This window comes from Amycolatopsis dongchuanensis, assembly GCF_039542405.1.
GTDB lineage: Bacteria > Actinomycetota > Actinomycetes > Mycobacteriales > Pseudonocardiaceae > Amycolatopsis_E > Amycolatopsis_E sacchari.
The window spans coordinates 83,331-96,734 of record NZ_BAABIB010000017.1 but is presented as its reverse complement, the minus strand read 5'-3'; the positions used below and the strand labels follow the sequence as shown (position 1 = coordinate 96,734).

At 69.2% G+C, this 13,404-nt stretch carries 14 protein-coding genes; all 14 read right to left on the bottom strand.

Annotated features, from left to right (window positions below):
* Positions 1–307 precede the first annotated feature (307 nt).
* Positions 308–616 carry a hypothetical protein gene (locus ABFX51_RS03160; protein ID WP_143249816.1) on the bottom strand — a complete coding sequence of 103 codons (309 nt, stop codon included), beginning with the start codon at positions 614–616 and terminating at the stop codon, positions 308–310.
* Between the two features lie 82 nt (positions 617–698).
* On the bottom strand, positions 699–1,529 hold the full coding sequence (locus tag ABFX51_RS03155; RefSeq protein ID WP_091505046.1) for a hypothetical protein: 831 nt from the start codon (positions 1,527–1,529) through the stop codon (positions 699–701).
* A 27-nt stretch (positions 1,530–1,556) separates the two neighbouring features.
* Positions 1,557–2,144: a hypothetical protein gene (locus ABFX51_RS03150; protein WP_346051949.1), complete on the bottom strand. Its 588-nt coding sequence runs from the start codon at positions 2,142–2,144 to the stop codon at positions 1,557–1,559.
* A 36-nt stretch (positions 2,145–2,180) separates the two neighbouring features.
* The gene (locus ABFX51_RS03145; RefSeq protein ID WP_091505048.1) at positions 2,181–3,440 is read right to left on the bottom strand and encodes an MCE family protein; all 1,260 of its coding nucleotides are present in this window, start codon (positions 3,438–3,440) and stop codon (positions 2,181–2,183) included.
* Positions 3,440–4,651 (bottom strand): MCE family protein, encoded by a 1,212-nt coding sequence (locus ABFX51_RS03140; RefSeq protein WP_346051947.1) that lies wholly within the window; start codon positions 4,649–4,651, stop codon positions 3,440–3,442. Before ABFX51_RS03140 ends, ABFX51_RS03145 begins: the two co-directional genes overlap by 1 nt.
* Entirely contained in the window at positions 4,648–5,829 is a 1,182-nt protein-coding gene (locus ABFX51_RS03135; RefSeq protein ID WP_346051945.1) for an MCE family protein, read from the bottom strand. The genes ABFX51_RS03140 and ABFX51_RS03135 overlap by 4 nt, the downstream gene beginning before the upstream one ends.
* Positions 5,826–6,812: an MCE family protein gene (locus tag ABFX51_RS03130; protein WP_091505051.1), complete on the bottom strand. Its 987-nt coding sequence runs from the start codon at positions 6,810–6,812 to the stop codon at positions 5,826–5,828. The genes ABFX51_RS03135 and ABFX51_RS03130 overlap by 4 nt, the downstream gene beginning before the upstream one ends.
* Positions 6,809–7,837, bottom strand: coding sequence for an MCE family protein (locus ABFX51_RS03125; RefSeq protein WP_091505052.1), 1,029 nt, complete (start codon positions 7,835–7,837; stop codon positions 6,809–6,811). The genes ABFX51_RS03130 and ABFX51_RS03125 overlap by 4 nt, the downstream gene beginning before the upstream one ends.
* Complete coding sequence (locus tag ABFX51_RS03120) at positions 7,834–9,168, bottom strand: MCE family protein (protein ID WP_091505053.1); 1,335 nt, start codon at positions 9,166–9,168, stop codon at positions 7,834–7,836. The genes ABFX51_RS03125 and ABFX51_RS03120 overlap by 4 nt, the downstream gene beginning before the upstream one ends.
* A complete protein-coding gene (locus tag ABFX51_RS03115) occupies positions 9,165–10,004 on the bottom strand; it encodes an MlaE family ABC transporter permease (RefSeq protein ID WP_091505054.1) in 840 nt (279 codons plus the stop codon). Before ABFX51_RS03115 ends, ABFX51_RS03120 begins: the two co-directional genes overlap by 4 nt.
* Positions 10,005–10,006: 2 nt before the next feature.
* Positions 10,007–10,801 carry an MlaE family ABC transporter permease gene (locus ABFX51_RS03110; RefSeq protein WP_177228580.1) on the bottom strand — a complete coding sequence of 265 codons (795 nt, stop codon included), beginning with the start codon at positions 10,799–10,801 and terminating at the stop codon, positions 10,007–10,009.
* Entirely contained in the window at positions 10,798–11,940 is a 1,143-nt protein-coding gene (locus tag ABFX51_RS03105; protein ID WP_091505055.1) for an ABC transporter ATP-binding protein, read from the bottom strand. Before ABFX51_RS03105 ends, ABFX51_RS03110 begins: the two co-directional genes overlap by 4 nt.
* 275 nt (positions 11,941–12,215) lie before the next feature.
* Complete coding sequence (gene rplL, locus ABFX51_RS03100; RefSeq protein ID WP_091505056.1) at positions 12,216–12,608, bottom strand: 50S ribosomal protein L7/L12; 393 nt, start codon at positions 12,606–12,608, stop codon at positions 12,216–12,218.
* Positions 12,609–12,655: 47 nt separating this feature from the next.
* A complete protein-coding gene (rplJ, locus tag ABFX51_RS03095; RefSeq protein WP_091505057.1) occupies positions 12,656–13,198 on the bottom strand; it encodes a 50S ribosomal protein L10 in 543 nt (180 codons plus the stop codon).
* Between the last annotated feature and the right edge of the window lie 206 nt (positions 13,199–13,404).

Sequence of the window (13,404 nt, the reverse complement as noted above, 5' to 3'; positions counted from 1 at the left end):
GTATGCCTCCCAGCCTCGCCCTCCCGCAGGGCGTCGCCGTCGCCAGTAAGCGTGACCCCCCGGCGCCGTTCAGTCAAGATGCCACGCCCTCAACCCGCCGGTTGGCGCAATGTGGTCGGCATGTGCACAGGGGGTGAGGTCGTCGCGGTGAGCTGCGGGTTCGCGGGACGCCCGGCACGCGGCGGCGGGGTGCGACCGGGACCCGGGGCGCGGATTCGACGCCTCACGAGGGCCGTTCGGGGCAGGACCGGTGCCCCCGTCCGGGGCCGTGCGCCGCGTCGGGACGCGGCGCACGGCAAGGGGTGGCTCAGCCGGTGAAGTCGAGGCACATGGCCGCCACGTAGCGGTTGGTGCCGAGCTTCATCCAGCGGTCGTCGGTGCGGCCGCACGCCGTGTAGCCGCCGCCGGTGACCAGTGACTGCACGCACACGTGCGTGCCCTTCGTCAGCAGCCCGACGGCCGTGGCGCTGGTCCGCGGAGCGGTGCGGATCTTGATCGACTCCGCCGCCTGGTACCGGCAGTCGTCGGCACTGGCGGCCGGTGCGGCCACCCCCACCACCGTGAAGCCCGCGGCGAAGACGGCCGCTCCCAGCATTCCCAGCACGCGAGTACGCATTCAGGTTCCCCTCGTCGGTGACGGGGCCCCGGGCGGAGCCCCGATGATCACCGACGCGGCGGCGCGCGGCGCGGTTCCGCCGTCAGCGCGAGGGTGACGGGGGTGCCGGCGAGGTGCTCGGGGCCGGGCTGGTCGCCGCGGGGTTCTCGGAGTTGTAGGTGTCCAGCGAGGACACCTTCCACTTGCCGTCGACGTCCTGCAGGTTCATCCACAGCTGGGCGCTGCCGCTGGAGGTCTGGTTCTGGTCGGTGCGCGTCGCGGTCTGGTCGACGAACACCATGACCCTCGCGCGGTCGCCCTCCAGGCTGATCACCGCGCTGCGGGTCACCTTCACCGTGACGACGATCTTCTGCTGCGGCGCGAGGCGCTGCACCTCGCCCATGAGCGAGTTGTACCTGGCGCGGACCTCGTCGGTGATCAGCAGGTCCTTCGCCGCGTTCTGGGTCTTCGCGATGTCGTTGAAGTCGTAGGAGAACAGCGTCTCGGCCGCGTTCGTGGCGGCCTGGTTGACCTGGGCGGTGCGGGCCACGTCCACCAGCGCGGTGTTGGCCGTCACGGCCTCCAGGCGGTTGTCCTCGATCCGGAACCACGCCGCGAACCCGGCCAGCACGATCGCCAGCCCGAACAGCGCACCGGCGACGACGAACGGGTTGCGGCTCCGGCGCGCGGGCTCGGGTTCCTCGGGTTCCTCCGGCTCCGCGACGGCCGCCTCGGCCTGCGCGTAGTCGGCGGGCTTCGGCTCGCCCTCGTCACGCGCCTTCGGGCGCGGGCTGGGCCGGACCTGCTCCTCCTGCCCCGTCACCTCGGGCTCGGGCGTGTCCTGCTGCGGGCGCGGGGTCGGCGAAGGACGACGCAGGCCCGCCACCTTGGGTCGCCGCACCGGCTGCGGACGGCCGGGGTTGCTGGATGGCACTACGAACTCCGTTCCTGCTGGTCCTGCCTACTGCCCGCTGCTCACGAGCGGCACCGAACCGATCTGGGACACCTTCCAGTCCTGCCCGACCCTGGTCAGCTGCACCTCGAGCCGCAGCGGCTTGGCGACCGGCTGCTGCCCCTCCTTGGTGACCTGCGTGACGATGGCCGCCAGGAAGCTGGCCTTGCCCTGGTGGTTGTCGAGCTCCTCCACGCCGATGTCCTGCACCGTCGTGGTGACCTTGGTCTTGGCGTCGGTCATCGCCTGCCGGTAGGTCTGCTCGGTGTTCTTGATCTGGGTCTGGTACTCCGGGGTCGAGACGTCCAGCTGCCGCTGGAAGTAGGCGTCCGGGTTCGTGTAGTCCAGCTCGGTGAACGCCTTCACCGCGGCCGCGCCCTGCCTGCTCACGTCGTCACGGGCCTTGGCGAGCGCGACGTCGTCGTCCCCGGAGGCCGACCACCACTGGATGCCGAAGACCGCGGCCACGATCAGGGCCGCGGCGGCCAGCGCCGCCGAGCCCCACAGCAGGTAGCGGGCCGGCACGGCGTCCCGCGAGGCCGGCTCGCCGGTCTCCTCGGCGCCGGTCTCGGGTGCCTCCTGGTCCTCGGAACTCATATCTCTCCAGAGTAGACAGCGGGTGTGCGGTTCCGGTCAGCCGGGCAGGCCGAGCAGGGAGGACAGGCTGGTGATGGACACCGCGGGCGAGCCCGCGACCCCCGGCGTGCCCGCCAGCTCGGCGAGCTGCTGCTCCGGCCGGTCGGCGTTGGCGGCGACCTGCTGGTCGGTGGGGATCACCGGCACGCCGTTGTAGGGCGCGTTCTGCGAGCCGCGGACGTCGATCGGGCTGCCGGTCGGCTCGGCGCAGTAGGCGTTCCAGTCCGGCTGGCGCGGGGTCGTGTCCGCGCCCGTCCGGTACTTGCCCGGGTCCTGGTAGCCCTTGGTGCACGCCGGCGGGTCGAACAGGTTCAGCACGAGCCCGAGGTGCGCCGTGCCGTCGCCGGGCACCACGGACCGGGCGCCCACGGCAAGCACCGGGTAGCTCACCAGCACCTGCTCGATGCCGTTCTGCCTGGTCAGCAGCAGGTTCGACGTGGTGAGCAGGTTCGCGAACAGCGCACCGAGACCGGGGCCGGTGTCCGTGACGAGCTGGTTGAGCGACTGCGCCGCACCCGGGGCGGCCTCGATCAGCTTGCGCAGGTCCCCGTCCGAGGACTTGAGCGTGGCCGACAGCTGGTTGAGGTTGCGGCTGAACTCGGCCATGTTCGACGCCTCGGCGTTCTGGGTGTCGAGCACCTTGCCGCCGGCGTCGAGCAGCTGCACGGTCTGGGGCAGGTTCTCCTGCGCGGACTTCGTGAAGTCACGCAGGGTGTCCAGCAGCACCTGCAGGTCACCACCGGTGCCGTTGAACGCGTTGTACGACTCGTCGACGACGGTGCGCAGCGCGTCGGTGGGCACCGACCGGGCGAGCGCGTCGAGGTCGCCGATCACCTGTTCGGTGGCGATCGGCGTCTTGGTCTTCTCCGCCGGGATGACCGAGCCGGCCCGCAGGTACGGCCCGCCGGTGCCGGTGGGCCGCAGGTCGACGAACTGCTCACCCACGGCGGACCGGTCGGCGATCACGGCCTGGAGGTCGGCGGGCACGTCGGGGGCGCTGGGGTCGATGTTCAGGTCGGCCTCCAGCCCGCTCGCGGTGAGGCGCAGCTGCCCGACCTTGCCGATGTTGTAGCCGCGGTAGGTGACCTCGGCTCCGGTGAAGATCCCGCCCGAGGAGTTGAGTTCGAGCTTGACCGTGTACCCCTCCTGCCCGAACACCTGGCCGAGGCCGGCGAAGCGGATCAGCGCGTACACCACCGCGACGACCGAGATCACCAGGAACGCGACGAGCTTGATCTTCGTGCTGCGGACCAGCATCAGGCACCCCCTCCCGACAGCAGGCCGAAGAGACCGGCGAGGCCGCCCTGCGACTGCTGGCCGCTGCCCGTGTTCCCGGTGGTACCGCTCGTACCCGTGGTACCGGACGACGTGCCCAGGTCGAGTGGCAGCGGCAGCGGCGCGTTGCCCGACGAGGGACTACCGCCCGCGAGGTTCTGCGGCAGGATCCCGGACAGCGGGTTGTCCCGGCTGCGGCCGAGGTTCTGCAGCACGGTCTGCAGGTTCAGGTCGATCTTCGCGTACAGGTTGAAGTAGTCGCCCTTCGCGCCCTGCACCGCCGAGTCGGTGAACGGGTACGTCAGCAGCAGCTCCAGGGACTTCGGCAGGTCCGCGCCCGCCTCGCCGAGCTTCTGCAGCGTCGGCAGCAGCGCCCGCAGGTCCGCGACCAGGTCCTCCTGGCTCTTGTTGATCGTGTCGACCGTGACGCCCGACAGGTTCTGCAGCGCCTGCAACATCGTGACGAGCTGGGTGCGCTGCTGCTCCAGCACCGCGAGCCCGGGGCCGAGGTTGTCGATCGCTCCCGCGAGCCGGTCCTTCTGCGTGACGAGGGTGGCCGACAGCCGGTTGAGCCCGTCCAGCGCGCGGGTGATGTCGCCCGACTGCTTGTCCAGCGTCGTGACCAGCTGGTTGGCGTTGTCGAGCAGGTTGCGGATGTCGGGCTCGCGGCCCTCGGTCGCGGAGTTGAGCTCCTTGGTGATGGTGTTGAGCTGCTCGACCCCGCCGCCGTTGAGCAGCATCGACAGCGCGCCGAGCACCTCCTCCACGTCGACGCTGCGGTTGGTGCGCGCGAGCGGGATCTCGGCGTTGTCCGCGAGCGTGCCCTGCGCGAGGTCGTCACCGGGCGAGGACAGCTCGACGTACTTCTCGCCGAGCAGGCTCGACTGGCGGATGTTGGCCAGCGCGTTGGCGGGCAGCTTGACGTCGCCGTTGAGCTGCATGGTCACCTCGGCGTGCCAGCCGTCCGGCGTGAGCCCGATCGACTCGACGCGGCCGACGGCGACCTCGTTGACCTTCACGCCGGACTTGGGCACCAGGTCCAGCACGTCCTGGAACTGCGCCTTCACCGTGTACGGGTGCTCGCCGAGGTCGGCGCCGCCCGGCAGCGGGACGTCGTAGATCCCGCCGAACCCGCAGCCGGTGAGCGTCAGCGTGGCGGCCACACCCGTGGCGAGGAGTGCGAAGCGCTTCACTGCGACGCCCCCGATCCGACCAGGTCGACGAACGGCAGCGGCAGCGGCGGCAGTTCGCCGTGCTGCAGCGCGTACGCCGTCTGCGCCAGCGACGGCAGCTTCAGCGTGCCGTCGAGGATCTTCGCGACCGGGTCGCACAGCTGGCCGATCGCGGGACCGACCTGCCCGGCCTGCTTGAGCAGCCCGCAGATCATCACCAGCGGCGGCTGGGTCAGCTCGTTGAGGTTCGGCCGCGCGTCGAGCGTGCCCGAGGAACCGTTGTACGCGTTGATCACGTTGCCGAGGCCGACCGGCGCGACGTCGAGGATCTGCGCGAGCGCGCTGCGCTGGTCGACGAGCACCTTCGTCACGCTCGCCAGGTTGTCCACGTTGGTGCGCAGCTTGTCGTGGTGGGAGTCGATGAACTGCTGCACCATGCCCAGCGTCGTGCCGAGCTGCTGCACCGTCGCGGCGAGGTTGTCCTTCTCCCCCGCCAGGTAGCCGCTGACGTCGGCCAGCTTCGACTCGAACTGCCGCACCTGGGTGTCGCTGTTCGCCAGCGTCTGCGAGAAGTCCGCGAGGTTGGTGATCGTCGCGAACAGGTCGTTCTTGTTGCCGGACAACGTGGTGGACAGCTGGCTCAGCTTGGTGATCGTGTCGTGCAGGGACTGGCCGTTGCCGTCGAAGTTCTTCGCCAGCGTCGTCAGCAGGTCCGACAGCGAGCCGTTGGCGTTGAGGCCGTTGGGCCCGAGGTCCTGGCTGATCTTGTTGAGGCTCGCGTACAGGTCGTCGACCTCGATCGGCACCGCGGTGCGGTCGAGCGGGATCGTGGCGCCCTCGGCGATGACCTTCCCGCCGGTGTAGGCGGGCGCGAGCTGCACGTACCGGTCGCTGACCAGGGAGGGCGCGATGATCGCGGCCTGCGCGTCGGCCGGGATCGCGACCGAGCGGTCGTACTCCATGTCGACGCGCACCTGGTTGCCCATCGGCTGGACGCTGGTGATCGTGCCCATTTCGACGCCGAGCACGCGCACGCTGTTGCCGACGTAGAGACCGACGGCGCTCGGGAAGTACGCGGTGAGGTGCTTCTTGTTGGCGTCCTTGAGGGTCCACCACAGCACCCCGGCGACGACGAGCCCCAGCACGCACGCGATGGCGACGCCGCGCGCGAGCGACTGTCCGAAGCGGGTGTCCGTCATTTCTGGTTGCACCCCTCCTGGTTCAGCGGGCCGATCGACGGCAGCAGCAGCCCGCAGATGTAGTTGTCGAACCAGTGCCCGTTGCCGACGGTGTTGGTGAACACCCGGATGTAGGGCGCGAAGCGCGCGATGCCCTGCGCGAGCGAGTCCTGGTTGCGCTGGAGCATCGAGGTGAGCTGGTCGAGCGAGTCCAGCACGGGGGTCAGCTGCTTGTCGTTGTCGTCGATGAGGCCCTTGAGCTGCCTGGACAGCTCCTGTGAGCCGGTCAGCAGCGTGGAGATCGCCTGCTCCCGCTTGGCGATCTCGTCCAGCAGCTGGTTGCCGTCCGCGAGCAGCTTGGTCAGCTCGGCGTCGCGGTCGGCCAGCGTCTGGCTGATCTGGCGGGTGTTCGCGAGCAGCTGGGACAGCTGGCTGTCGCGTTTGGCGATGGTGTCCGACAGCTGCTGCAGGCCCGACAGCGCGCCCTTGACGGAGTCGGGCGTGCCGGACAGCGTCTGCGACAGCGTGTCGAAGCTCTGCGCGAGCTGCCCGGTGTCGATCTGGTCCACTGTGGACGACAGGTCGCGGAAGGCGTCGATCACGTCGTAGGGCGCGAGCGTGCGTTCCTTCGGGATGGTCGTGCCGGGGTCCAGCGCCCGGTCCCCCACCGGGTCCAGCGCGAGGTACTTCTGCCCGAGCAACGTCTTGATCTTGATCGCGGCCGCGGTCTTGTCGCCCAGCCACGTGTCCTTGACCTTGAACGACACCTTGACCTGGGCGCCGTCGAGCTCGACGTCGGTCACCTTGCCGACCTTGACGCCGGCGACGCGCACCTCGTCGTCCGGCTTGAGCCCGGCGGCCTCGGTGAAGTCGGCGCTGTAGGTGGTGCCGGCGCCGATGAGCGGCAGGTCGTCGGCGTTGAGCGCGACGACGAGACCGAGCGCCATCAGCACGAGGCCGACGACGGCGATCGGCACGGGGTTGCGGCTGGAGAAGCTTTTCATCCCTTGCACCGGTCCTGCGTCACGGGCATCAGCGGCACGCTGATCTGCGGAACGAGCGGCGGGAGCGCGACCGTGCCGCCCGCCGAGCAGAGGTAGAAGTTGAACCAGGAGCCGTAGTCCGCGGTGCTCGTCAACGTGGTCACCTTCTGCGGCAGGTACTGGAGGAAGTGCTCGACCAGCGCCTGGTTGTCGTTGAGGTTGTCGCTGAGCACCCCGAGCGCCTGGATGTCGCCCTTGAGCGGGGCGCGGGCCTTGTCCAGCAGCCCCGCGGTGGTGTTCGCCAGCCCGCCCAGCGCGTCGATCGCGTCGCCGATGGGCTTGCGGTCCTGCGCCAGCCCGGTCACGAGCTGCTGCAGGTTGACGATCAGCGTGTTCAGCTGCGGGGTGTGCGCGTTGACCGTGTCGAGCACGCTGTTCAGGTTGTCGATGACCTGGCCGATGACCTGGTCCTTCTGCGCGATCGTGGTGGTCAGCGTCGCGGTGTGGGCGAGCAGGCTGTCGATCGTGCCGCCCTCGCCCTGCATCACCTGGATGATCTCGTAGGACAGCTTGTTCACGTCGTCCGGGTTGAGCGCGGCGAACAGCGGTTTGAAGCCGTTGAACAGCTCGTCCAGGTCGAGCGCGGGCGTGGTGTGGTCGATCGGGATGGTCGCACCCGGCTTGAGCGGGCCGGTGTCGCCGCCGGTGCCCTGCCCGAGCGCGATGTAGCGCTGGCCGACGAGGTTGCGGTACTTGATCGTCGCCGTAACGTTCGCGGGCAGCGTGCGGCCGGAGTCGACCTCGAAGTCCACCTGCGCCTGGCGCCGGTCGACGATCTTCACGCCGGTGACCTGGCCGACGCGCACCCCGGCGATGCGGACGTCGTCACCGGGCAGCACGAGCGTCGCGTCGCTGAACCGCGCGCTGTACCCCTTGGTGTCGCTGGTGTTGATGTTGGCGATGCTGATCCCGAGAATCGCGGTGAACAGCACCGTGATGACGATGAAGATCGTCAGCTTGATCAGCGGTGCGGCGAGCCCCCTCACTGGATCGTCACCTCCGCTCCCCGGTACAGCGGCCCCACGAGCAGCCCGCTCCAGCCCGGCATGTCCGACGGGGCGATGCCGACCTGCGGGCCGACGATCGCGTTCAGGAAGTCCTGCTCCGCCGGGGTGTTGACGGGGTTGCCCGCGGTGCTGCCGCCGCCGTTGTAACCGCCCGCGTTCGCGTTCGTGTTCGCCGGGACCAGCCCGTCACTGGCGGTGCGCGAACCGGGGCCGGGCTGGCTGCCGTCCTTGATCGGGCCGTCCGGCGGGTACTGCGGGAACGGCTGCGGGAACTGCTTCATGTCGTAACAGCGCGGGCCGCGCTTGTCCTCGAACTTGGGCTCGTCCCGGCCGGCCTTGTACGGGCCGCGGCTCGACACGATCTCCAGCGTCGCGTGCAGGCCCGGCTGGTTCGTGCCCTTGCCGAACGCCTGGTCCAGCAGCGGCACCAGCTCGGCCATCCCGCCGAGCAGGCACGGGTACTCCGGGGAGTAGCGCGCGAGCAGTTCCGCGGTCGGCCGGGAGGTCTCCGAAAGCCGGATGAGGTTGTTCGCGTTGGCGGCCACGAAGGACTCCAGCGTCTGCGACGCGGCGGTCACGTTGCCGTACAACGCCTGCAGGTTCTGCTGTTCGTCCACAATGGTCTTGCTGGTGGTCGACAGGTTGTCCAGCGTCTGCACCAGGTCCGGTGCGGTGCCGCTGAGGTTGTCGGAGAACTTCGCCAGCGCCTGCAGGTTGTGCTGCAGCTCCGGCAGGTGCGGGTTCAGCCCGTCCAGGTACTTGCCGAGCTCCGAGAGGGTCTGGCCGAGCTCGTCCCCGCGGCCCTGCAACGCCGTCGAGATCGCGGTGAGCGTGGCCGACAGCTTCTGCGGCTGCACCGCCTGCAGCACCGGCAGCAGGTCGTCGAGCGCCTTGGACAGCTGCACCGCGTCCTGCGTGCGGTCCTCGGGGATCACGGCGCCGTTGGTCAACGTGGCGGTCGCGGGCTGCTTCGGGATCTCCAGCGACACGTACCGCTCGCCGAACAAGGTCTTCGGCAGGAACCGCGCGGAGACGTTGGCGGGGATCATCTTCGCCGACTCCGGGTCCAGCGCGAGCGTCAGCTCGGCGCCGTCCGGTTTCGCGGCGATCGACTTCACCGAGCCGACGATCAGCCCCCGCACCTTCACGTCGGACTGCTCCAGCAGCTGGTTGCCGATGTCGCTCGCCTCCAGCTTGACGTCCACAGTGGACGTGAACGCCCTGTTGTACATCGCGATGCTCAGCGTGATGCCGCCGACGAGCACCGCGATCAGGAGCAGGCCGAGCAGCCTGCGGCGCAGCGTCCTCATCCCGCGATCCTCACCGTCGTCGAAGTGCCCCAGATGGCGAAGCCGATGAAGAAGTTGATGATCGCCACGGTGACGATGCTCAGCCGGACCGCGCGGCCCACCGCGACACCGACGCCCGCGGGGCCACCCGAGGCGCGGTAGCCGAAGTAGCAGTGCGTCAGGATGATCACGACGCTGAAGATCAGCACCTTGATGAACGAGTAGAACACGTCCTGCGGTGGCAGGAACAGGGTGAAGTAGTGGTCGTAGGTCCCCGCCGACTGGCCGTAGATGTAGATGACCACGACTCTCGACGCGAGGTAGGACGACAGCAGGCCGATGATGTACAGCGGGATCACCGCGACGAACCCGGCGATGATCCGCGTGGTCACGAGGTACGGCAGGCTCGGCACGGCCATGACCTCGAGCGCGTCGATCTCCTCGGAGATCCGCATCGCGCCCAGCTGCGCGGTGAAGCCGGCGCCGACCGTCGCCGACAGCGCGAGGCCCGCGACCAGCGGCGCGATCTCGCGGGTGTTGAAGAACGCCGTCAGGAACCCGGTGAACGCCGAGGTGCCGATCGAGTTCAGCGCCGAGTAGCCCTGGAGGCCGACGAGCACACCGGTGAACAACGTCAGCCCGATCATCACGCCGACGGTGCCGCCGATGACCGCGAGCGAGCCGGAGCCGAAGCTCACCTCGGCGAGCAGCCGCAGGACTTCCTTGGTGTAGCGGCGGATCGTCCGCGGGGTCCACGCCAGCGCCCTGGCGTAGAACGACATCTGGTCGCCGAAGTTGTCCAGCACCTCGAGGGGCCGGTTCGCGATGCGTTTCGCGTGCTGGCCGAACGTCGCCATCTCTAGCTCAACTTTCCGGGCACGATCTGCAGGTAGACCAGGGTGATCACGAAGTTCACGACGAACAGCAGCAGGAACGTGATGACCACGGACTGGTTCACCGCGTCCCCCACGCCCTTCGGCCCGCCGGAGGGGTGCAGCCCCCGGTACGCGGCGACGACGGCGGCGATGAACCCGAAGATCAGCGCCTTGATCTCGCCCACCCACAGGTCGGGCAGCTGCGCCAGCGCCGAGAAGCTCGCCAGGTACGCGCCGGGGGTCCCGCCCTGCAGCACCACGTTGAAGAAGTAGCCGCCGAGCACCCCGATGACGCTGACCATGCCGTTGAGCAGCAACGCGACGAGCATCGACGCGAGCACGCGCGGCACGATCAGCCGCTGCACCGCGGAGACGCCGAGCACCTCCATCGCGTCGATCTCCTCGCGGATGGTGCGCGCGCCGATGTCGGCGCAGATCGCGCTGCCGCCCGCGCCCGCGACGAGCAGCGCCGTCACCAGCGGGCTGGCCTGCTGCACGGTGGCGAGCACGCTGCCCGCACCGGTGTAGGACTGCGCGCCGAGCTGGCGGGCGAGCGAGCCGAACTGCAGCGAGATGACCGCGCCGAACGGGATCGCGACCAGCGCGGTCGGCAGGATCGTGACGCTCGCGATGAACCAGGACTGCTGGATGAACTCACGGAGCTGGAAGGGCCGCTGGAAGATCCCGCGGATGATGTCCAGCCCGAGCGCGAACAGCTTCCCGGTCTCCCGCAGCATCCCGATCCCGGGGATCTTGGCTGGAGAGGCCGACGACGTCATGCGCCACCTGGCCCCTGGGTCCGGCGGTGGGCGCCGGGGATCCGGGCCACCTCCTCGCTCGGCAGCTCCCCGCTGTGGCGGGGCGGCACGGGCGTGGTGTTGATCGTGGGCGGGTCCTCGTAGGCGCCGCGGCGCGGGTGCACGCCGTAGCGCGCCTGCTCCTCCGGGGACAGGGATTCGATGATCCCCTCCTGCGCGGCGGGCGGGAGCGTGTGCAGGATCTGCATGACGCGGTCCTTGCGGCGGATCGCGCCCTGCCGCGTCGGCAGGCCCGGCGCGGGCTGCATCTGCGGCGGGATGCCGGTGACCTCCTCGACGCCGCCCGCGTGGTGACCGGCCTCGAACATGGCGCGCTCGGCGGCCATCTGCGCCTGGTCCTTCTCCTCGGACATGCCGATGGGCCCGTCCATGCGGCCGTTGAGGAACTGCTTGACGACCGGCTCCTCGCTGGTCAGCAGCACCTCGCGCGGCCCGAACATGACCAGTTCCTTGCGGAAGAGCATGCCGAGGTTGTCCGGCACCGTGCGGGCCAGGTTGATGTTGTGCGTGACGATCAGGAACGTCGCGTCGATCTGCGCGTTGACGTCGAGGAACAGCTGGGAGATGTAGGTGGTGCGGACCGGGTCGAGGCCCGAGTCCGGCTCGTCGACCAGGATGATCTCCGGGTCCAGCACGAGCGCGCGGGCGAGCCCGGCACGCTTGCGCATCCCGCCCGAGATCTCGCCGGGCAGCTTCTTCTCGGCGCCCGCGAGACCCGTCATCTCGAGCTTTTCCAACACGATGCGCCGGATCTCGGTTTCGGACTTCTTGGTGTGCTCACGCAGCGGGAAGGCGACGTTGTCGTACAGGTTCATCGACCCGAACAACGCGCCGTCCTGGAACAGGACCCCGAACAATTTTCGCGTTTCGTAGAGTTTGTGTTCGCTGCAGCGGACGATGTCGACGCCGTTGATCATGCACTTGCCGCGGTCGGGCTTGAGCAGGCCGATCATCGACTTGAGGAAGACGGATTTGCCGGTGCCGGACGGGCCGAGCATGACGGAGACCTCGCCGGGCGGGAGGGTCAGCGTGACGTCCCGCCAGATGGTCTGTCTGCCGAACGACTTCGTCAGACCCTCGATGACCACCTCGGCACCCATCGCACCTCCCGGAGCTTCCTACGGTGACGGCTCACACACCCTAGACAGGTTGCGCACGGTGAGCGCGTCCGCGTCATGTGAGCCAACGAGCAGGGCTCGGTGGAGGTTACTCACGAGTTTGGCAATCCACAAACCAGGTGAAGCACAAAACCGGGCAATCCTGACGGAGGTACCCGCGTTCTTCCGGATGGCGGAATCTCCGGGTCGGCCCAACAGCAAAAAGGGCGGGCACCCCTGCCGGGATGCCCGCCCTGAATTCCGCGGTGCGGAGGAACCTACTTGACCGACACCTTCGCGCCGGCGGCCTCGAGCTTCTCCTTGGCCGCGTCGGCCGCTTCCTTGTCGACCTTCTCGAGGATCGGCTTCGGGGCGCCCTCGACGAGCTCCTTGGCCTCCTTCAGGCCCAGGCCCGAGACGACCTCGCGGACGACCTTGATGACCTGGATCTTCTTGTCGCCGGCACCCTCGAGGATGACGTCGAACTCGTCCTTCTCCTCCTCGGCCGGGGCGGCGGCACCGGCAGCGCCGGGGGCGGCGGCCGCGACGGCGACCGGGGCGGCGGCGGTGACGTCGAAGGTCTCCTCGAACTTCTTCACGAAGTCCGAGAGCTCGAGCAGGGTGAGCTCCTTGAAAGCGTCGAGCAGTTCGTCAGTGCTCAGCTTCGCCATGATGGCGGTCCTTTCTGATCAGGGGGTTCGTGGGGTGGGTGAAACGGTCAGCTCTCGGCCGGTGCCTCGCTGTCGCCGCCCTGCTGCTTCTCCTGCAGCGCGGCGGCAAGGCGGGCCACCTGGGACGCCGGCGCCTGGAACAGCGCGGCGGCCTGGGACAGCTTCGCCTTGAACGCGCCCGCCGCCTTGGCGAGCAGGACCTCACGGCTGTCGAGATCGGCGATCCGGTTGATCTCGTCCACCGTGAGCGGACGGCCATCCATGTAGCCGCCCTTGATCACGAGCGCGTTGTTGTCCTTCGCGAAGTCACGAAGCGCCTTGGCGGCGTCGACCGGCTCACCCTCGACGAAGGCGATGGCGGTCGGACCGACGAACAGCTCCTCGAGACCCTCGATCCCGGCGTCCTCAGCGGCACGCTTGACGAGGGTGTTCTTCGCGACCCGGTACTTGGCACTGGTGCCGAGAGCGCGGCGCAGCTGACTCAGCTGGGACACGGAGAGGCCGTTGTACTGGGTGACCACGGTGGCCGAGCTGGTGCGGAAGTTGTCCGCGATCTCGGCGACGGCCGCCACCTTGTCGGGCTTCGCCATTCCTCGCCTCCTCTCTTGGCTGGTGACCGCCGGCCGTGAAGGAGCCCCTGAAACGACGAAACGCCCCAGCGCAGCAGACGCGGGGCGTGGCAGGATGCGCGTGGGCGCACCCGTGGCGAAGCCTCGTTCCTCCTGCGCGGGCCGCCCGACGATGCGGGACCTTCGTTCCGGACGCCGTGGGGCGCACGGAAAACCAGCGGTCTTCG